The sequence below is a fragment of the Micromonospora sp. NPDC052213 genome, assembly GCF_040679695.1.
GTDB lineage: Bacteria > Actinomycetota > Actinomycetes > Mycobacteriales > Micromonosporaceae > Micromonospora.
Map to the genome: position 1 here is coordinate 39,226 of NZ_JBFAVI010000027.1, position 19,459 is coordinate 58,684.

The window sequence follows — 19,459 nt, forward strand, 5'->3', positions numbered from 1 at the left end:
CGCTGCGGGCTCAGGTGGTGCCAGGTGGGGGAGCGGCACCCTCGACGGCCGGTGTGGGGGCCGCCTCCGCGAGCGCGACCCGGAGGGTGTCGCGCAGCGGCCCGTCGGGGTGCTCGATCCAGTGCTGGACGGCGACGCGCAGGGTGGCCAGGAAGGTCGCCGCGAGGACCCGGGCCCGCAGCTCCGGGTCGGCGCCGGCCAGCCGGTGGACGAACTCGTCGGCGAGCTCGCGCTCGATGGTGGTGTACGCCGCGATCTGCTGGGCGACGAGTCCCGGGTGTCCCCGCAGTTGGCGGCGGCGGACCAGCCACGAGGGGGGCGTGTTGCCGTACACCTCCTCGGCGAGCTGTTCGGCGGCCCGGCTCAGCGCGCGCCACGGCGGCGCGTCGGGTGGTTGCTGGCGGACCAGCTCCAGCAGTCGGCGCAGCCGTACGGCGTCGCCGTGGAAGATCGCCTCCTCCTTGCTGGAGAAGTAGTTGGAGAACGTCCGGCGGGACACGTTCGCGGCGTCGGCGATCGCCTCGACGGTGACGCGGTCGAGCCCGTGCTCGGAGGCCAGGCGCAGGGCCGCCTCGTGCAGGGCGAGACGGGTTGCCGCCTTCTTGCGCTCCCGTAGCCCGGTGGCCTCGTCCATGCCGTCAGCCTAGTGCCGACGTGACTCGTTTCTCATTGCGCAAACTTGCCCATTGGGCAAGATCGGCAGATGCTTGTATGCGGCAACCATCTGCGATGTGGGGGAAACGGTGGACGGCACCGCTCGTCAACTCGGCACCAGGCTGCACGAACTGGTCCGGACCGTACGGCTGATCCGGCGGCGCCGGGCCGACGTGCGGCCGCTCGTGCCGCTCGGCCTGGTCGGCATGCTCATGCAGATCGACCGGCTTCCCGCCGGCTGCCACGCGCGGGAACTCGCCGTCCGCACCGGGCTGGACCCGTCGACCGTGAGCCGCGCGATCGCCTCGCTCGTCGGGCTCGGCCTGGTCGAGCGGGGCGCCGACCCGACCGACATGCGAGCCAGGGTCCTGGCCGTCACCCCTGACGGCCGGGCCGCCCTGACCGAGATCTTCGACTGGTACGGCGGGGTGCTCGACCGGGCGCTCGCCGACTGGACGCCCGACGAGATCGCGGCGCTGAGCGGGGCGCTCGGCCGGTTCACCCGCGACATCGAGACCGCCCTCGGACACCACGACAACCTGGAGGCCGCGCGATGAGCGCACCCACCACGACGACCGGCGACACGCCGATGACGCATCGGCAGACGCTGGAGGCGCTCAGCGGCCTGCTGCTGGTGCTCTTCGTCGCCATGCTCAGCGGCACCGTCGTCTCGACGGCGCTGCCGAAGATCATCGGCGCGCTGAACGGGTCGCAGACCCAGTACACGTGGGTGGTCACCGCCACCCTGCTCACCGCGACCGCGACGACCCCCGTCTGGGGCAAGCTCGCCGACCTGTTCAACAAGAAGCTCCTGGTGCAGGTCGCCATCGTCGTCTTCCTGGTCGGCTCGGTGGTCGCCGGCCTCGCCCAGACCGCCGGCCAGCTCATCGCCGCGCGTGCGTTCCAGGGCATCGGCGTCGGCGGCCTCCAGGCGCTCGTCCAGGTCGCCATCGCGGCGATGATCCCGCCGCGGGAGCGCGGCCGGTACAACGGCTACCTCGGCGGCGTCATGGCCGTGGCGACGGTCGGCGGCCCGCTGCTGGGTGGGCTCATCGTCGACACGTCCTGGCTCGGCTGGCGCTGGTGCTTCTTCGTCGGGGTCCCCGTCGCCGTGCTCGCGCTGATCCTCCTCCAGGTCACCCTGCGCCTGCCCACGGTCCGCCGCGACAACGTGAAGATCGACTACCTGGGCGCCAGCCTGATCGCCGCCGGGGTCAGCGTGCTGCTCATCTGGATCTCCTTCGTCGACGACTCGTTCGCCTGGGTCTCCTGGCAGAGCGCGGCGATGGTGGGCGGCTCGGTCCTGCTGCTCGCCCTGGCCGTCCGGGTGGAGGCGCGGGCTGACGAGCCGGTGGTCCCGCTCGACCTGGTCCGCCAGCGCACCACCGCCCTGGCCATCCTCGGCAGCCTCGCGGTCGGCATGGCCATGTTCGGCGGCGCCGTCTTCCTCGGCCAGTACTTCCAGATCGGCCGCGGCTACAGCCCGACGGAGGCCGGGCTGCTCACCATCCCGATGATGGCCGGCGTCCTCGGCTCGTCGATCGTCGCCGGTCGCCTGATCACCAGGACCGGGAAGATCAAGCCCTACATCCTCGTCGGGGCGGTCGTGCTCGTCGCCGGTTTCGCCCTGCTCGGCACCATCGACCACGAGACGTCGCTGGTGCTGGTCGGCGCGGCCATGTTCATCGTGGGCGTCGGGGTCGGCATGACCATGCAGAACCTCGTCCTCGCCGTGCAGAACACCGTCTCCCTCAGGGACATCGGCGCGGCCAGCTCCACCGTGGCGTTCTTCCGCTCCCTCGGCGGCACCATCGGGGTGTCGGTGCTCGGCGCGGTCCTCGCCCGCCGGGTCACCGAGCAGATCACCACGGACCTCGCCGCCGCGGGCATCCCCACCTCCGGCGGGGGGACCGGCAGCCTCAACATCGACGCCATGCCGGCCGCGGTCCAGCAGATCGTCCGGGCCGCGTACGGCGACGCCACCGGACACATCTTCCTGATCTCCGCGGCCATCGCCGTCGTCGGCGTCCTCGCGGCGGCCCTGCTCAAGCCGGTCACCCTGCGCGCCAGCCTGGACCTGCCGGACGCCGCCACCTCGGCGGCCGTCGCCGCCGACGCCGTCGACGGCGCTCCCGCCTTCGACCAGGTGGACGTGGACGCCGTGGCGAAGGAGACGTCGGCCCGCCGCTGAGGTCCGCCCCACGCCCGCCGGGGCCGCCGCCGTAGGAAGACGGCGGCGGCCCCGTTCGCCGTCGGGGGAGGTGGAGCCGGCGTCGGGCCCGCGCACCCTGCACGACGGTCGCGTGGTCGAGGGCGACGCAGCCTGTTCCGCCACGGGTGCGTCGGACGGGAAACACGTCGGGGAGGGACGGTGACCGTCCCTCCCCGACGTCGACCGGGCCGCCTCAGGACAGGAACTTGTCCAGGGCCGCCTCGATGGTGCCGGAGTCCGGCGCCGCGTACGACTTCATGGTGTTCTTGTTGTACGAGATGAAGCTCGGGCACCGGTTCGCCGGGGCGCTCACGGTGCCGCCGTCGCCGATCTTCTCGCCGGTCTTCGCCGCGTAGAAGGTCAGCTCGTAGCGCGACGAGATGTAGTCGATGGTGACCTGCTTGTCGGAGCTGTCCTTGTACTGGCACTTGCGGGGCGTGCCCTCGCTGCCCTCCACGAACTTCAGGCAGCCGACCACCGAGACCGACTCGAAGTCGGCGCTCTTGGCGTAGTACGGCTTGTTCGAGGCGATCGACTTCGACGACCAGAACGTCAGCCGGTCGGGGTTGTTCGAGAAGACGTACGCCTTGGCGCCGGACGCGCCGTTGTAGGGCGCCGCGTTGAGGATCTGGCTGCCCTCGCAGACGTCGCCCAGGTCGCTGGAGTAGCGGGCGGTCACCGCGTTGTTGCTGTTGCCCGGGTCCTGCGACTCGGACTGCCCCGGGGTGGGGGTGGCGTCGGTGCCGGGCTCGCTGGACCCGCTCGGGGTGGCGGACGCGACCGGGGTGGGATCGTCGTCGTCGTTGACGAGGACGAACCCGACGCCGGCGCCGCAGAGCACGAGCAGGACCACCACGGCGGCGGCGGACAGGCCGATGATCAGGCCCTTGTTCGACTTCTGCGGCGGTGGGACCGGGGCCGCGAACTGCGGTGGCTGCCCTGGCTGGCCGTATCCGGGGTACCCGCCCTGCGGGGCCGGGGGCCCGCTCCACGGGTTGACGTTCGGATCCGGCTGCCCTCCGTACGGAGGGTGACTGTCGGTCATCTGAAGCCCTTATCGCTGTCGATGTGTGCCCAGGCACGGGGATCATGCAACAGGGTAGTGAGCGCTCCAAATCTCGACAGTTGCCGGCGATCCGGTCGAGGTCCGGGTCATAGCCGCCAGGAACCGGCGATCACTGTCCGTGTAGGATGCGGCTGCCCTGAGTCGACGGGGGTCGGCGGCGGCCCGGCGGCGTCGGAAAGGCGGATCCGGGCCGTGCAGCGGGATTCCGCGCCCCGCACCGCTCACGTGTGGACGCCGCGCCGGGCGCGCCTCCCCCGTGACGAGGATCACTCATGCTGCCGGTCCGCGATGTGGGCGGCGCCGGCGCGGCCGGGCGCCTCGGTCGGCCCGCCGTGTCGCCCCCGCCGGGCGCGGGGTGTCGCCGCCGTCGCCGCCGCGGCCCTCGCGGCCGTCGCCGTGGTGGTCGCTCGGCCCGCGGCCCGGACGACCGTAGGCGTCGACGTATCTCAATCTGATGTCGTTCGCGCAAGTCTTTCACGTGCGGTTCTTCAACATCGTCCTCACATCGTGAACACCAAGGAAATATACGTAGATGAATATGATGGCTAAGGTTTCCTCATCGTCCACCGCCTGCCGGGTGCGCCACGAGCCACCCGAAGGCCACGACAGTAGGAGGACCGGGAGATGACGCTCCCTCGCACTCGACGGCGTACCCTCGCCGGCGCGGTCGGCGTGTTCGCCAGCGCCGCCATGGTCACCACCATGATCGGCGCCCCGGCGACAGCCGCCCCCGGAACCGGCGAGATCCGCGGCGCCGGCGGCGCGACGGCCGTGGCCGACAGCTACATCGTGGTGCTCAAGGACAGCAGCGTCGGCGGTCGCGCCGGCACCCGGCAGGCCGAGGTGCGCAGCAGCGCCGGCTCGCTGGCCGCGCGCTTCGGCGGGACGGTCGGGCACGTCTACGGCGACGCGCTCAACGGCTTCGAGGTGCGGCTGTCGGAGCGGGCCGCCAAGCGCCTCGCCGCGCACCCCGCCGTCGACTACGTCGAGCAGAACCACACCGTGACGACGACCGCCACCCAGTCCAACCCGCCGTGGGGCCTGGACCGCATCGACCAGCGGGCCCTGCCGCTCAGCCGCACGTACACCTACAACAGCAGCGGCACCGGCGTCACCGCGTACATCATCGACACCGGCATCCGGACCACCCACGTCGACTTCGCCGGCCAGGCCGTCGACGGCTACGACGCGATCGACAACGCGCTGCCGGCCGCCGACTGCAACGGCCACGGCACGCACGTCGCGGGCACCGTCGGCGGCAACACCTACGGCGTCGCCAAGAACGTCCGGCTGGTGGCCGTGCGGGTGCTGAACTGCCAGGGCAGCGGCACCTGGGCGCAGGTCATCGCCGGCATCAACTGGGTGACGTCGAACCACCAGGCGGGCCAGGCCGCGGTGGCGAACATGAGCCTCGGCGGCTCCTACAACAGCTCCCTGAACACCGCCGTGGCGAACTCCATCGCCGACGGCATCACCTACGCCGTGGCCTCCGGCAACTCGAACGCCAACGCCTGCAACTACTCGCCGGCCTCGGTCCCGACGGCGCTCACCGTCAACGCCTCGCAGAGCAACGACGCGCGGGCCTCGTTCTCCAACTGGGGCACCTGCACCGACATGTTCGCCCCCGGCGTGGGCGTCCTGTCGGCCTGGTCCACCAGCGACACCGCCACCTCGTCCATCAGCGGCACCTCGATGGCCTCGCCGCACGTCGCCGGCGCGGCCGCCCGGGTGCTCAGCGTCAACCCGGGCTGGACGCCCGCCCAGGTCCACTCGTACCTGGTCAGCCAGGCCACGACCAACGTGATCACCAACCCGGGCAGCGGCTCGCCGAACCGCCTGCTCTACCTCGCTCCGACCTTCTGACCCTCCGACGCCGGCGGCCTGACGGCTCCGGCGGGAACGGTCGCACCGGCCCCGAGGCGTCCCGCCCCGGGGCCGGCCCGCGTCCGGGCCGCTCTTCGCCGCCGGCGGGGTCGGCCGCCCAGGTCCGGGCGCCGGTCGGTGCGAGGCCGCCGTCCGCGCGCCGGCAGACTTGCCGGATGTCGTCGACGATGCTGGTGGTCGGCCCGGAGTTGGCCGCCGCCCTGGTCGCCCTGGCCGTGGTGGCGGCCGTCGTGGTCCGGGCCGGTGGGCTCGGGCACGGCCGGCAGGTGCTGGTCGCCGCGGCCCGCGCCGCGATCCAGTTGGCGGCGGTGTCGCTGCTGATCACCGCGATCGTGGTGTCGCTGTGGGCGACGGCGGCCTTCGTCGTCCTGATGTGCGCGGTCGCGGCGGTCACCTCCGGCCGGCGGATCACCGGCCGGTGGGACTGGTGGGCGGGCGTGCCGATCGTGGCCGGGAGCATGGCCGTGGTGGCGGGGCTGCTGTCGGCGGGGCTCGTGCCGATGCGGGGGATCGCCGTCATCCCGGTGGCCGGAATCCTCATCGGCGGGGCGATGACCGCGACGTCGCTGGCGGGCCGGCGGGTGCTGGACGAACTGACCGCCCGTGGGGGAGAGGTGGAGGCCGCCCTGGCGTTGGGGCTGCCGGCACGCGACGCCGTCCTGCTCGTGTGCCGTCCGGTGGCCGGGCAGGCGCTGGTGCCGGCGCTGGACCAGACCCGCACGGTGGGCCTGGTGACGCTGCCGGGCGCGTTCGTCGGCGTGCTGCTGGGCGGCGCCAGTCCACTCACGGCCGGGATCACGCAGTTGGTCGTGCTGGTCGGGCTCCTCGCGGTGGAGGCGGTCGCGGTCGTCATCACCGTCGAACTCGTGGCCCGCGGCCGGTTGCGTCCGGCCCGGGCGGAGCTGCTCCCGTTCGACCTGCGGGCGGCCGGTGGCGGCCGGCGGGCCCGGACCTGACGCCGAGGGCGGTCCGGACCCGTCGGCCGTCAGACCGGTACGGGGTGATCCGACTCGAACCGGGCCCGGGTCAGGAACGCCAGCTGGGCCCGCTTGTCGGGCATGTCCACCTCGTCGCCGAAGGTGAAGCCCTCCCGCTCCAGCCGGTCCAGCGCGCGCTGGTTGCGTACGTCGGGTTCGGCCACGATCCGCTGCCGCGTGGGGTCGCTGAACAGGTAGCGGGCGAGGGCGGGGAAGAGGGCGGAGGTGAGGCCGCGCGGCGGGCGGTTGCCGGGCGCGAGCAGCAGGTGCATCCCGACGTCGCCGGGCCGGACGGCGTAGCGCTCGCCGACCGGGTCCGCCTCGGGCTGGTAGGTCTGGAACAGGCCGACCGGCGCGTCGTCGAGCATGATCAGGTACGCGTGGTGGGTGGCGAGCCCGTCGACGAACTCGTAGATCTCCCGCACGTCGTCCACCGAGTACGAACCCATGCCCCAGAACGACGCCCGCGGCTCGGTCACCCAGCCGTGCACCAGTTCTGCGTGGCGCTTCGGGTCCAGCACGACGAGCGACAGCTCGCCGAATCCGGGGATCTTCTCCTGGTAGATCACGGTGTTTGTGCTCCTGGTTCCGGGGTGAGTTCTCGCCAGTCGGTGACCACCGGGATCAGCTCGCCGTCGGCCCACAGTGGGAGTTGGTCGTCGAAGTGCGGGTCACCGGGCCGTCCGGAGGCGCCGAACGGCACGACCCAGCGGCTGTCCGCGCGGTCGGTCAGGTCCCACACGTAGCGGGCCACCGGGCCGCGCCAGCACGCGTCGGACACGCCCGGGACGCTGGAGGTGGACAGCACGCAGTCGGTGTCGCCGGCCACCGCGACCCGTTCCCGCATCGCGCGTACGGCCGCGTCGACCGCCGGCGCCACGCCGAGGTGGACCGGGTGCAGCACGTGCCGCCGCCCCCACGGCCCGGGCGGGTCGCCCGCCGCGACGTCCGCCAGCGCCCCGGCCGCCACCGGACCGACGTCCCCGCCCAGGCGGTGCAGCCCGGCGACCACCCCGTCGAGGGCGTGGCCGATGCGCGCCAGCGGGTCGGTCCACGGCGTGAACAGCGGGTCGAACGCGCTCGGGGCGCGCAGCGGGCGCAGGCAAGGGTGGTCGTGCAGCCGGCGGACCAGGGCCGCGCGCCAGGCGGCGAAGGCACCGGCGTCCGTGCTGTCGGCCCCCATCCGCCCGTCCCAGGCGAGCAGCCGGTCCCGCAGGCGCCGCGCCGGCTCGCCGAGGGAGTCGGCGTCCAGCCGGTCGAGCACGCCGCGCAGGGTCGCGGCCTCCAGCCGGGTGTCCATGTGCACGGCCGCCGGGCCGGCACCGTCGGCCAGCAGGGCGCGGATGCGGCGGGCGCGGTGCGGCGGGGCGAAGTCGGCGCCGAGGTCGGCGGTGTCGGGGCGCCGGTCGTTGGCGCAGACCGCTGTCCCGTCGACGGCGGTGCGGCGTGGTGGCGCGTAGCCGCCGTGCCACCCGTACCGCGGATCCCAGCCGGGCACCGGCTCCCGCCGGCACCGGTCGTCGCGGATCGGGACGAGCCCCGCGACCAGGTGGACCACCGCCCCGTGCCGGTCCGCGACGAGGACGCTGTTGACCGGCTCGACCCAGTCCCGCAGCGCGTCGGCGACGTCGTCGGCGCTTGTCGCCCGCAGCAGCGGCAGCAGCGCGTCGAAGCCGAGGCGGCCCTCGACCCGGCTCGGGGCGCGCAGGCTGATCGCCTCGCCGGTGTCCCGGTCGTGGTCGACGACCGGCCCCCGGGGCGTCTCGATCACCTCGACGGACTCCGGCTCGCCGCCGCGCACCTCGATCCGCTCGACGTGGCGGTGCGCCGGCGCCCAGCCGTCCGCCTCGCGGACCAGCACCCGGTCGCCGTCGCGGCGCACCTGTTCCCGGTAGAGGTCCTGGTAGTCGGCCATCGCGTTGGTGACCGCCCAGGCCACCTCGCCCGCGTGCCCGAAGTGGGGCAGGCCGGGGACGCCGGGGAACGCGAGGCCGAGCACGTCGAACTCGGGGCAGGTGAGGCGCACCTGCTGGTAGACGCCGGGCAGTTCGAGGATGCGGTGGGGGTCGCCGGCGACGACCGGCGCCCGGCCGGTGACCGGGTCGCCGGGCACCGCCCAGGCGTTGCTGCCCGACCCGCCGGGCCCCTCGACGGCGAACAGGCCGGTCGCCGCCGGGCCGAGGGCGCCGGCGACGTGGGCGTGCCACAGCTTGTTGGGGAAGGTGGAGAAGAGCACGTGCTGGACGAGGAAGACGCCGAGCGGCGACCACGGCCGCCACGGGCCCGGCGCGCAGCCGACCGCCGCGAACTCGGGCGCCGCCGCGGCGCCCTCGGCGAGCCCCTCGTTGACGCCGTCCACATAGGCGGTGACCCACCGCCTGGTGTCGGGGGCGAGCCGGCCGAAGCAGCGCCGCGCGGTGTCGTCGAGACGGGCGCGGCGGGCGAACCTGTCCCAGCCCAGCTCCGCGGGGCCGACGTGCTCGGCGAGACGACCCTCCGAGCGCCATCGCTCGACCTCGATCTGCCAGGCCCGGTCGACGGCGGCCACCCGCCCCTGGAGGCGGGCGAGGTCGTCGACGGTGTCGGCGCGCAGGTGCGGGACGCCCCACCGGTCGCGATAGACGCCGGTCATCGCGGCGCGGGTCGGATGGGCGGCCGTGCCGCCTGCCATACGGACATCAATTTAGGTTACCCTCCCCTAACTGAGGCGGACCTTACCTGGAGGGTGCGTGAAGCGAAACTGGGAAGCCCTGCTGCTGAGAGCGATGGGCGGTCTTGACATCCTCTCCCGCCTGCGGGCGGGGGATTCCCACCCTCGCGGGTTGGGGTTCCTGGTTCACCGCAGACCGCACGGAAGGTTGCCTGTTGTGACTGACGTCCGACGCGCGCTACTCGGCGGCCTGTGAGGCGGCCGGCACGCGCGGCATCACCAGGCACGTGCGACGGGCGCTGGGCATCGAACTGAGCGAAATCGATGCGACGCGGCAACATCTTGGACACGAACTTAGGTTAGGGTAACCTAAGTTCGCTCGATCATCGGATCGCGGGCGGAAGGGCGACGTCCACGTCCCCCTGCCACCGTGTCCACTCCCGACCGCTGAGGACCCGCATGAGCCTGCCCGGATCCACCGTCCAGGCACCGTCGACCGGGGTGACCCCCGGGATGCACGGCGCCCGCGCCCACCTGTTCACCGCCGGTTCGGTCGAGGACTACCGGCGCGTGCTGGCCGCCGGCATCGACCGGGTGGCGACCCGGGTGGCCGGCGCGGACCGGCCGTTCACGGGCGTGACACCGGACGAGCTGGCACCCCGGATCGCCGGCATCGACCTGGACCGGCCGCTCGGCGACACCGGCGCCGCGCTCGACGAGCTCCAGGACGTCTACCTGCGCGACGCCGTCTTCTTCCACCACCCCCGCTACCTGGCGCACCTCAACTGCCCGGTGGTGATCCCCGCGCTGCTCGCCGAGGCCGTGCTCAGCGCCGTCAACTCCTCCCTGGACACCTGGGACCAGAGCGCCGGGGGCACCCTGATCGAGCGCTGGCTGGTCGACTGGACGGCCGAGCGGATCGGCCTGGGGCCGGCCGCAGACGGCGTCTTCACCAGCGGCGGCACGCAGTCCAACCTCCAGGCGATGCTGCTGGCCCGCGAGGAGGCCTGCGCCCGGGTGACCGGCCGGGCGACCGGGCAGCCGTCCCGCCCGGAGCTGCTGTCCCGACTGCGCGTCGTCACCTCGGCGGCCGGCCACTTCAGCGTGCAGAAGGCGGCCAAGCTGCTCGGCCTCGGCGCGGACGCGGTGGTCACCGTGCCCACCGACACCGACCGGCGGATGCGCACGGACGAACTGGCCCGCGAGATCGACCGCTGCCGCGGCGAGGGGCTGGTGGTGATGGCGGTGGTGGCCACCGCCGGCACCACCGACTTCGGCACCATCGACCCGCTGCCGCAGATCGCCGACGTCTGCGCGGCGGCCGGCGTCTGGCTGCACGTCGACGCCGCGTACGGCTGCGGGTTGCTGGTGTCGCCGACCCGGCGGCACCTGCTCGACGGCATCGAACGGGCCGACTCGGTCACCGTCGACTACCACAAGTCGTTCTTCCAGCCGGTCAGCTCCAGCGCCCTGCTGGTGCGCGACCGGCGGGTGCTGCGGCACGCCACCTGGCACGCCGACTACCTCAATCCCGCCCGGATGGTCGAGCAGCGCATCCCCAACCAGGTCGACAAGAGCATCCAGACCACCCGCCGCTTCGACGCGCTGAAGCTCTGGCTGACCCTGCGGATCATGGGGCCGGACGCCATCGGCGCGCTCTTCGACGAGGTGGTGGACCGGGCCGCCGACGCCTGGCAACTGCTCACCGAGGACCCCCGCTTCGAGGTGGTCACGCGGTCGCAGCTCAGCACCGTGGTCTTCCGCTACCTGCCGACCGGCCCCGGCCGCGACCTCGTCGACGACGCCAACCTGTACGCCCGCGAGGCGCTGGCGGCCTCCGGCGCCGGGCTGGTCGCCGGGACCAGGGTCGACGGCGCGCACCACCTCAAGTTCACCCTGCTCAACCCCGAGACCACGCTGGACGACATCGCCCACGTCCTCGACCTCGTCGCCGACCACGCCGGCTGGTACGCGCACACCAGGGCGACCGCCGAGCTGACCTGCCCCGTCGGCTGACGACCCGTCCCCGCTGGAGAGAACGCATGTCGACGCACGACTTCATCGCCGTCGGGCTGGGCCCGTACAACCTGGGCCTGGCCTGCCTGACCGAACCGATCGAGGACCTCGACGGCCTCTTCCTGGAGGCGCGGGACACCTTCAGCTGGCATCCCGGGATGCTGCTGGAGTCGACCCGCCTCCAGACGCCGTTCATCGCCGACCTGGTCACACTCGCCGACCCGACCTCCCCGTACTCCTTCCTGGCCTATCTGAAGGAGTCGGGGCGGCTCTACCCGTTCTACATCCGGGAGAGCTTCTTCCCGCTGCGCAGCGAGTACGACGACTACTGCCGTTGGGCCGCCGGCAGGCTCCGCGGCGTCCGCTTCGGACAGCGGGTCACGTCCGTCGAGTTCGACCCGGCCGACGAGCACTACGTCGTGCGGGCCACCGTGACCGCCACGGGGGAACAGGTCACCCACCGCGCCCGGCACCTCGTGCTCGGCACCGGCACCCCGCCGCACGTGCCCGACGCCTGCCGGGGGCTCGGCGGCGACGCGATCCACAACTCGCAGTACCTGGAGCACCGGGCGGCGCTGCGCGCCAAGCGCAGCATCACCGTCGTCGGCAGCGGGCAGAGCGCGGCCGAGATCTACCACGACCTGCTCGGCGACATCGACGCCTGCGGCTACCAGCTGAACTGGGTCACCCGGTCGCCCCGGTTCTTCCCGCTCGAATACACCAAGCTGACCCTGGAGATGACCTCGCCGGACTACGTGGACTACTTCCACGCCCTGCCGGAGGCGACCCGCTACCGGCTGGAGTCCGCGCAGAAGGGGCTGTTCAAGGGCATCAACGCCGACCTCATCAACGACATCTACGACCTGCTCTACGCCAAAAGCATCGGCGGCCCGGTACGTACCCGGCTGCTGACCAACACCGCGCTGACCACCGCCGCGTACGACGAACCGAGCGGGACGTACGCGCTGGGGCTGCGCAACGTCGAGCAGGACCGCGAATTCACCCTGGACACCGAGGGTCTCGTGCTCGCCACCGGCTACCACTACCGCGTCCCGGAGTTCCTCGAGCCGGTGCGCGACCGCATCCGCTGGGACGGCCACGGCCGCTTCGACGTGGCCCGCAACTACAGCATCGACCACACCGGCCGGGGCATCTTCCTGCAGAACGCCGGCGCCCACACGCACAGCATCACGTCACCCGACCTGGGCATGGGCCCGTACCGCAACTCGTGGATCATTCGGGAGCTGCTCGGCCGCGAGCACTACCCGGTCGAGAAGAGCATCGCCTTCCAGGAGTTCGGCGTGCCGGCCGGAGCCGCGTCGTGACCGAGGTCGTCCACCGCCGCGTCGACGACCGGCTCGGCGAGTTCGCGCTGCGTACGCTCGACCCGGACGCCGACGCCGCGCTGCTGCACCGCTGGGTGACCCACCCCAAGGCGGCGTTCTGGCTGATGCAGGACGCCGACGTGGCCCGGGTCGCGCAGGAATACCGGCGGATCGCCGCGCACCCGCACCACGACGCGTTCCTCGGCCTGCACGAGGGGCGGCCCGCCTTCCTCGCCGAGCGGTACGACCCCGCCCGCGTCGAACTCGTCGGCCTGTACGACGCGGTCGACGGCGACGTCGGCATGCACTTCCTCTGCGCGCCCACCGACGCGCCCGTGCACGGCTTCACCCGCGCGGTGATCACCACCGTGCTGGCGTGGCTGTTCGCCGACCCGGCGACCCGGCGGGTCGTCGTGGAGCCCGACGTGCGCAACACGGCGGTGCACGCGCTCAACGCGGCCGTCGGCTTCACCGTCGTCGGCCCGATCGCCAAGCCCGAGAAGGACGCGCTGCTCAGCGTCTGCACCCGCGCCCAGTTCGAGGCCGCGACCGGCGCGACCGACACCCACCCCGCCGCAACCCGAGGAGACCTGCGCACGTGAACCCCTCCGCATCCGTGGCCCACCTGACGCCGGCGAGCTGGGCCCGCGCCAACCGGCTGCTGGTCCGCAAGGCCCTGGCCGAGTTCGCCCACGAACGGCTGCTCGCACCCGAGCCGGTCCCCGCCGACGCGGACGGCCCGGCGGCGGGAGAGCGCCGGTACGAGGTGCGCGGCGACGACGGCGACGTGGTCTACCGGTTCACCGCGAGCCTGCTGGCCCTGGACCACTGGCGGATCGACGCCGACAGCATCACCCGCCACCGCGGCGACACCGAGCTGCCGCTGGACGCCCTCGACTTCTGCCTCGACCTGCGCGGCGCGCTGGGCCTCAGCGACGAGATCCTCCCCGTCTACCTCGAGGAGATCAGCTCCACCCTCGCCAGCACCGCGTACAAGCTCGACAAGCCGGCGGTGCGCGCCGCCGACCTCGCCCGCGCCGACTTCCAGACCATCGAGACCGAGATGACCGAGGGCCACCCGGGCTTCGTGGCGAACAACGGCCGCATCGGCTTCGGCATCGACGAATACCACGCGTACGCGCCGGAGGCCGCCCGCCCGGTCCGGCTGTTCTGGCTGGCCGCGCACCGGGACCGGACGACCTTCACCTGCGCCGCCGACCTCGACTACGACACCCTGCTCCGCGCCGAACTCGGCGACGACACCCTCGCCGCCTTCGCGGGCACCCTGACCGGGCTCGGCCTCGACCCGACCGACTACCTGTTCATCCCCGTGCATCCGTGGCAGTGGTGGAACCGGATCTCCGTCACGTTCGCCGCCGAGGTGGCGCAGCGCCGGCTGGTGTGCCTCGGCCCCGGCCCGGACGAGTACCTCGCCCAGCAGTCCATCCGCACCTTCTTCAACGTCACCGACCCGACCCGGCACTACGTCAAGACGGCGCTGTCCGTGCTGAACATGGGCTTCCTGCGGGGACTGTCCGCCGCGTACATGGAGGCCACCCCGGCGATCAACGACTGGCTCGCCGACCTGATCGACGGCGACGAGATCCTCAAGCGCACCGGGCTGACGATCATCCGTGAGCGGGCCGCCATCGGGTACCGGCACCTGGAGTACGAGGCGGCGACCGACCGGTACTCCCCGTACCGGAAGATGCTGGCCGCGCTGTGGCGGGAGAGCCCGGTGCCCGGCCTGGAGCCGGGCCGGCGACTGGCCACCATGGCGTCCCTGCTGCACACCGACCGCGACGGCCGGTCGTTCGCCGCCGCGCTGATCGCGCAGTCCGGGCTGGCACCGCAGGCGTGGCTACGCCGCTACCTCGACGCCTACCTCACCCCGCTGCTGCACAGCTTCTACGCCCACGACCTGGCCTTCATGCCGCACGGCGAGAACGTCATCCTCGTCCTGGACGGTGGGACGGTCGAGCGGGCCATCTTCAAGGACATCGCCGAGGAGATCGTGGTGATGGACCCGGACGCCGACCTGCCCCCGCAGGTGGGGCGGGTGCGCGCCGACGTGCCCGAGGACATGAAGCTGCTGTCGATCTTCACCGACGTCTTCGACTGCTTCCTGCGCTACCTCAACGCGATCCTGGTCACCGAGGGCGTGCTGGACGAGGACACCTTCTGGCGCACCGTCGCCCGGTGCGCGGCCGACTACGCCGACAGCGTCCCGCACCTGGCCGAGCGGCTGCGGCGCTACGACCTGTTCGCCCCGGAGTTCGCGCTGTCCTGCCTCAACCGGCTCCAGCTGCGCAACAACCGGCAGATGGTCGACCTCGCCGACCCGTCGGCCGCGCTGCAACTGGTCGGCACCCTGGCCAACCCCATCGCCCGCTTCGCGCCGACCCGATGACCGCCACGACTGTCGCGCCCGCCGGCGGGACAGCGGTCGGCGGCGCGGGCGGCCGGGTGCGGGGCCGGTGGCTGATCCTCGGCGTGCTCTGCCTCGCCCAGGTCACCGTGGTGCTCGACAACACGGTGCTGACCGTGGCCATCCCGGTGCTCACGACCGAGCTGTCCGCCAGCACCGCCGACGTCCAGTGGATGATCAACGCGTACGCCCTGGTCCAGTGCGGCCTGCTGCTCACCGCGGGCAGCGCCGCCGACCGGTACGGCCGCCGCCGGATGCTGCTGGCCGGTCTCGTGCTGTTCGGGCTCGGGTCGCTGGCGGCCGGGCTCGCGCAGTCCGGCGGCCAGCTGATCGCCGCCCGGGCCGGGATGGGGATCGGCGGCGCGCTCCTGGTCACCGCCACCCTCGCGGTGGCGATGCAGGTCTTCGACGACGCCGAGCGGTCCCGTGCGATCGGGGTCTGGGCCGCGGCGAGCGCGCTGGGGTTCGCGGCCGGGCCGCCGTTCGGCGGGCTCGTCCTCGCCCACCTGCCCTGGGGGGCGATCTTCCTGGTCAACGTCCCGATCGTGCTGGTCTGCCTGGTGGCGGCGTGGGCGCTGGTGCCGGAGTCGCGCCGCCCGACCGGCGGCCGCCTCGACCTGGGCGGGGTGCTGCTCTCCACGGCGGGCCTGACCGCGGTGGTCTACGCGATCATCGCGGGGCCGGAGCGGGGCTGGACGGCCGCCCCGGTGCTGGGCGCGGCCGGCGCGGGGATGCTCCTCCTCGCCGCCTTCGTGGCCTGGGAGCGGCGGGTCGCCGACCCGATGCTGGACATGCACTTCTTCCACAGCCGACGCTTCGTGGGCGCGGTCTCCGGGGTCGTCCTGATCACCTTCGGCGCCACCGGCGCGCTGTTCCTGCTGACCCAGCACCTGCAGTTCGTGCGCGGCTACCCGGCCTGGGAGGCGGGGCTGCGGATGGTGCCGTTCGCGCTCTCCATCGTCCTGCTCAACGTGGCCGGCGTCGCCGCCCGGGTGATCCGCCGGCTCGGGCTGCCCCGGTCGATCGCGCTCGGGATGACACTGCTCGCCGGCGGACTCGCCCTCATCACCCACGCCCCGACGGACGGCTACGGGGTGCTGCTGCCGGGGCTGCTCGTGATGGGCGCCGGCTGCGCCGTGGCGAACCCGGCCATCGTCGAGGCGGTGATGAGCGCGATCCCGCCGGAGAAGGCGGGGGCCGGGGCGGGGGTGGACGGCACCATGACGGAGGTCGGCAGCAGCCTCGGCGTCGCCGTGCTCGGCGCGATCCTGAACGCCCGGTTCGCCGCCCTGCTGCCCGCCGCGCTGGCCGGCGCCGGGTCGTTCCCCGCGGCCCTGGCGGCCGCCGGGACGGAGGCGGAACGCGAGCTCGTCGCCGCCGCGTTCCGCTCCGCGTTGGAGACCGGCCAGACGGTGGGCGCGGTGGCCGTCCTCACCGGCGGCTGCGTCGCCGCCGCGCTGCTGCGCCGGGCCGAGCGGGCCGGCTGAGGCCAGTCGCGCCTGAGCCGGTGGACGCCGCATCGCACGGCATGACACCGCGGGTACCGCTTGCGGGCCGGCGGCCGGCCGCTCTTCGAACCGAGTTCGCGCTGTTGTCGTCCGCCGGCTCCTGACGGCCGATCACAGACCCGGACGGGCCGATGACGGCGGTGGTGCTGCGGCGAGGGGCGGCTGGCGTCGCTCAGCCACGATGTCGTGGTGGGTGAAGGATTGCAGGTGAGCCGGGCGGTGCGGGGCTTTCCCCGCACGCCCCCCGTGCGGCAGGTGCTGGCGGCGGGCTTGCTCGTCGTCGCGGTGGTGCTCCTCGCGCCGGCGTGGTGGGGCGATGTGGCGCTCTCGGCCGCCCGGTGGGTCGGCCGGTTCTGGCTGACGGCAGTCCTGGTGGTGTTGGCTGCGGTGGTGTGGGGCGGCGGTCGACGCCGGAAGATCAGGATGGCCGTCGGAAGGCGGCCCCGCACCCCGGCCATGCCGTTCCTCATGCACGTCGTGCTGCTGCTCGTGGCGGCGGCTGCTGTCGCCTCGGTCGTCGGCGTGTTGCTGTGGCGCGTGCTCGGACAGCCGGTTGTCGGCGCTGGACCCGGCCAACAAACGCCAGCGGCCACGGCGTGGAGCGTGCGGGATGCGCTCGACGCGGTGAAGGTGGTGCTGACCCTGGTCGGCGGCGTCGGAGCCGTGGTGGCGTTGACCGCCGCCTACCGGCGGCAGCGCCTCAGCGAGGTGGAGGCGTACCGCGAGGAGACAAGGGCCTTGCTCGACCGCTTCTGCAAGGCGGCTGAACTGCTCGGGTCGCGGGACATCTCTGTCCGCACCGCAGGCGTCTACGCCTTCGCGGCCCTGGCCAACGACGCACCCGAGAGCCGCCAGGGCAGCATCGACGTGCTCTGCGCCTACCTTCGTCAGCCCTGGGGTTCGTGGCCGGAGGCTCCCGGCGCGATCGCCGACGGGCAAGACCAAGCCGAGCAGGGACCTGTCACCACGTACCCGCCGGAGGCCATTGGGGACCCGAGGCAGGAACGCCAGCTCAGGCACACCATCATCCGGCTCATCCGCGACAACCTCCACCTGCCCGACGACGACCCGCGCACCTGGCGTGGCCACGACTTCGACTTCTCCGGCATGGTTCTGGACGGAGGGGACTTCAGCGGAGCGACCTTCGCCGGCGACGGTACCGTCACCTTCGCCGGCGCGACGATCACCGGCCCGCTGTCGTTTGTCGGTGCCACGTTCTCCGGCGGGACCATCTCGTTCGACGGTGCGCGCTTCGCCGGAGGCAGCGTTTCCTTCGCCGGCGCCACCTTCAGTGGGGGCCTGGTCGATCTGTCGGGGATCGACGAGGGGCAGCGGCCCCCGGCGTCGGGACTGTGGCCGGTGGGGGTCCGAGTACCTGCCGGGCTACGGCTGCCACCTCCGGCGGCACGCGACGCGTGACCGCTGCCGGTCCCGAGATCCCGAACGACCAGGGACCCGCGAGTCCGCTTCGGGCTGGCGGGCGCGTCAGCTCCGGCGAAGCGTCCGCAGCGCGCCGGCCCAGGCAACCACCTCGTCGAGCATGGTGCCGAGGGCCTGCTCGTGGTGGGCCGCCGGCCGGAAGTCGCGGAAGTTGACGAAGTCGGTCGTCAGGGAGAGCGCGACCTGCGACCGGACGTCGGCCACCCCGAGCTGCCCGAGCACCAGCCGCAGGTGCTCGGCCGCGCGGGTGCCGCCGTGCACACCGTAGCTGACGAGACCGGCGGACTTGTGCTGCCACTCCTGGAAGAGGAAGTCGACGGCGTCCTTCAGCGCGCCCGGGATCGAGTGGTTGTACTCCGGGGTGACGAAGACGAACCCGTCGAACCCGGCCACCGTCGTCGCCCACCGGCGCACGGCCGGACGCGTCGACGGCGCCATCGACGGCGGCAGCACCTCGTCGAAGTGCGGCAGGCGGTAGTCGGCGATGTCGACCAGCTCGACGGTGAGGTCGGCCCGCTTGGCGGCGAGGTCCCGCACCCAGCGCGCCACGACGTCGGCCTTGCGTCCGGGCCGCGTACTGCCGACGACGACACCGATCCTGACCATGGTTGATCTCCTCTACGGGGTGGGGACGGGGCTGGCGGGGGCCGGCGCGGCGCTCAGGCCCCGGGCCAGCTCCACCGCGCCGTGCAGGGACGACAGGCCGCCGAGGGCGGCGGGGAGCACCGGCGGCGCCGGACGGCCGGGGCGGCCCGCCGACCGGGCGTGCTCGGCGACGAGCGGGACGAAGCCGGGCAGCCCGGCGGCGAACCCGCCGCCGACGATCGCCGCCGCCGGGTCCAGCAGTTCGCCGAGGCTGACCACCGCCGCCGCCAGGGCGCGGCAGCTCGTGTCGACCGCGTCGACCGCCCATTCGCGGCCCGCACGCAGCCCGTCGCGCAGATCGTCAAAGCTCACCTCGGCTCCCCGAGCGTCGGCTGCCCGGCGCAGGGTGGCCGGACCGGACGCGACCGACTGGAGGCAGCCTCGCCGGCCGCAGTCGCAGCGCGGACCGTCGAGGGCGACGACCGTGTGCCCGATCTCCGCCGAGGACCGGCCCGGCACGGGCCGTCCCGTCAGCACCACGCCGCCGCCGACGCCGGTGCCGACGCCCAGGTAGACCACGTCGTCGTGGCCGGCGTGCCGGGCCTCCGCCAGCGCCGCGAGGTCACCGTCGTCGGGGGCGGCGCGCGCCCCCCCCCCCCCGCCCCACGTCCGGCACCGCTGGGGTGGGCGCCGCCCTCGGCGGGTCCGGCGTCG

At 73.3% G+C, this 19,459-nt stretch carries 16 protein-coding genes; 10 read left to right on the forward strand and 6 right to left on the reverse strand.

What is annotated here, in order from left to right:
* Nucleotides 1-10: 10 nt before the first annotated feature.
* Complete coding sequence (locus AB0L34_RS09995; protein ID WP_363703549.1) at nt 11-634, reverse strand: TetR family transcriptional regulator; 624 nt, start codon at nt 632-634, stop codon at nt 11-13.
* 97 nt (nt 635-731) lie between these two features.
* Here AB0L34_RS09995 and AB0L34_RS10000 point away from each other — a divergent pair, with 97 nt between their 5' ends.
* Together AB0L34_RS10000 and AB0L34_RS10005 are read left to right on the forward strand one after the other, a co-directional pair.
* Complete coding sequence (locus AB0L34_RS10000) at nt 732-1,211, forward strand: MarR family transcriptional regulator (RefSeq protein ID WP_357463204.1); 480 nt, start codon at nt 732-734, stop codon at nt 1,209-1,211.
* Nucleotides 1,208-2,845, forward strand: a complete 1,638-nt coding sequence (locus tag AB0L34_RS10005; RefSeq protein WP_363703551.1) for an MDR family MFS transporter — start codon at nt 1,208-1,210, stop codon at nt 2,843-2,845. The genes AB0L34_RS10000 and AB0L34_RS10005 overlap by 4 nt, the downstream gene beginning before the upstream one ends.
* 214 nt (nt 2,846-3,059) lie before the next feature.
* Here the strand turns inward: AB0L34_RS10005 and AB0L34_RS10010 are convergent, their stop codons facing one another.
* Entirely contained in the window at nt 3,060-3,911 is an 852-nt protein-coding gene (locus AB0L34_RS10010) for a hypothetical protein (protein ID WP_363703553.1), read from the reverse strand.
* A 645-nt stretch (nt 3,912-4,556) separates the two neighbouring features.
* On the opposite strand from AB0L34_RS10010, the gene AB0L34_RS10015 reads away from it, so the two are divergent.
* Nucleotides 4,557-5,795: a S8 family peptidase gene (locus AB0L34_RS10015; RefSeq protein ID WP_363703555.1), complete on the forward strand. Its 1,239-nt coding sequence runs from the start codon at nt 4,557-4,559 to the stop codon at nt 5,793-5,795.
* Between the two features lie 176 nt (nt 5,796-5,971).
* Nucleotides 5,972-6,772 carry an ABC transporter permease gene (locus AB0L34_RS10020; protein WP_363703557.1) on the forward strand — a complete coding sequence of 267 codons (801 nt, stop codon included), beginning with the start codon at nt 5,972-5,974 and terminating at the stop codon, nt 6,770-6,772.
* A gap of 29 nt (nt 6,773-6,801) precedes the next feature.
* Here AB0L34_RS10020 and AB0L34_RS10025 read toward each other — a convergent pair whose 3' ends face one another.
* Together AB0L34_RS10025 and AB0L34_RS10030 are read right to left on the reverse strand one after the other, a co-directional pair.
* Entirely contained in the window at nt 6,802-7,362 is a 561-nt protein-coding gene (locus tag AB0L34_RS10025; RefSeq protein WP_363703559.1) for a GNAT family N-acetyltransferase, read from the reverse strand.
* Complete coding sequence (locus tag AB0L34_RS10030; protein WP_363703579.1) at nt 7,359-9,425, reverse strand: penicillin acylase family protein; 2,067 nt, start codon at nt 9,423-9,425, stop codon at nt 7,359-7,361. The genes AB0L34_RS10025 and AB0L34_RS10030 overlap by 4 nt, the downstream gene beginning before the upstream one ends.
* Nucleotides 9,426-9,956: 531 nt before the next feature.
* Here AB0L34_RS10030 and AB0L34_RS10035 point away from each other — a divergent pair.
* The 6 genes from AB0L34_RS10035 (at nt 9,957) to AB0L34_RS10060 (ending at nt 18,139) form a co-directional block, all read left to right on the forward strand.
* Complete coding sequence (locus AB0L34_RS10035) at nt 9,957-11,459, forward strand: aspartate aminotransferase family protein (RefSeq protein ID WP_363703581.1); 1,503 nt, start codon at nt 9,957-9,959, stop codon at nt 11,457-11,459.
* 26 nt (nt 11,460-11,485) lie between these two features.
* On the forward strand, nt 11,486-12,784 hold the full coding sequence (locus AB0L34_RS10040) for a lysine N(6)-hydroxylase/L-ornithine N(5)-oxygenase family protein (RefSeq protein WP_363703561.1): 1,299 nt from the start codon (nt 11,486-11,488) through the stop codon (nt 12,782-12,784).
* Nucleotides 12,781-13,386: a GNAT family N-acetyltransferase gene (locus AB0L34_RS10045; RefSeq protein ID WP_363703563.1), complete on the forward strand. Its 606-nt coding sequence runs from the start codon at nt 12,781-12,783 to the stop codon at nt 13,384-13,386. The genes AB0L34_RS10040 and AB0L34_RS10045 overlap by 4 nt, the downstream gene beginning before the upstream one ends.
* On the forward strand, nt 13,383-15,194 hold the full coding sequence (locus tag AB0L34_RS10050; protein WP_363703565.1) for an IucA/IucC family siderophore biosynthesis protein: 1,812 nt from the start codon (nt 13,383-13,385) through the stop codon (nt 15,192-15,194). Before AB0L34_RS10045 ends, AB0L34_RS10050 begins: the two co-directional genes overlap by 4 nt.
* Nucleotides 15,191-16,699 (forward strand): MFS transporter, encoded by a 1,509-nt coding sequence (locus AB0L34_RS10055; protein ID WP_363703567.1) that lies wholly within the window; start codon nt 15,191-15,193, stop codon nt 16,697-16,699. The genes AB0L34_RS10050 and AB0L34_RS10055 overlap by 4 nt, the downstream gene beginning before the upstream one ends.
* A 228-nt stretch (nt 16,700-16,927) precedes the next feature.
* Nucleotides 16,928-18,139, forward strand: a complete 1,212-nt coding sequence (locus tag AB0L34_RS10060; protein WP_363703569.1) for a pentapeptide repeat-containing protein — start codon at nt 16,928-16,930, stop codon at nt 18,137-18,139.
* A gap of 66 nt (nt 18,140-18,205) precedes the next feature.
* Here the strand turns inward: AB0L34_RS10060 and AB0L34_RS10065 are convergent, their stop codons facing one another.
* Together AB0L34_RS10065 and AB0L34_RS10070 are read right to left on the reverse strand one after the other, a co-directional pair.
* Complete coding sequence (locus tag AB0L34_RS10065; RefSeq protein ID WP_363703571.1) at nt 18,206-18,766, reverse strand: NAD(P)H-dependent oxidoreductase; 561 nt, start codon at nt 18,764-18,766, stop codon at nt 18,206-18,208.
* A 12-nt stretch (nt 18,767-18,778) separates the two neighbouring features.
* Nucleotides 18,779-19,459: ROK family protein (locus AB0L34_RS10070; protein ID WP_363703573.1), on the reverse strand; the 681-nt coding region annotated here is incomplete at its 5' end.

What these genes read in the sequence shown, in the direction of transcription:
- AB0L34_RS09995 (WP_363703549.1), bottom strand. Translation starts at nt 634, where the DNA reads ATGGACGAGGCCACCGGGCTACGGGAGCGCAAGAAGGCGGCAACCCGT.
- AB0L34_RS10005 (WP_363703551.1), top strand. Translation starts at nt 1,208, where the DNA reads ATGAGCGCACCCACCACGACGACCGGCGACACGCCGATGACGCATCGG.
- AB0L34_RS10010 (WP_363703553.1), bottom strand. Translation starts at nt 3,911, where the DNA reads ATGACCGACAGTCACCCTCCGTACGGAGGGCAGCCGGATCCGAACGTC.
- AB0L34_RS10015 (WP_363703555.1), top strand. Translation starts at nt 4,557, where the DNA reads ATGACGCTCCCTCGCACTCGACGGCGTACCCTCGCCGGCGCGGTCGGC.
- AB0L34_RS10020 (WP_363703557.1), top strand. Translation starts at nt 5,972, where the DNA reads ATGTCGTCGACGATGCTGGTGGTCGGCCCGGAGTTGGCCGCCGCCCTG.
- AB0L34_RS10030 (WP_363703579.1), bottom strand. Translation starts at nt 9,425, where the DNA reads ATGACCGGCGTCTATCGCGACCGGTGGGGCGTCCCGCACCTGCGCGCC.
- AB0L34_RS10035 (WP_363703581.1), top strand. Translation starts at nt 9,957, where the DNA reads ATGCACGGCGCCCGCGCCCACCTGTTCACCGCCGGTTCGGTCGAGGAC.
- AB0L34_RS10040 (WP_363703561.1), top strand. Translation starts at nt 11,486, where the DNA reads ATGTCGACGCACGACTTCATCGCCGTCGGGCTGGGCCCGTACAACCTG.
- AB0L34_RS10055 (WP_363703567.1), top strand. Translation starts at nt 15,191, where the DNA reads ATGACCGCCACGACTGTCGCGCCCGCCGGCGGGACAGCGGTCGGCGGC.
- AB0L34_RS10065 (WP_363703571.1), bottom strand. Translation starts at nt 18,766, where the DNA reads ATGGTCAGGATCGGTGTCGTCGTCGGCAGTACGCGGCCCGGACGCAAG.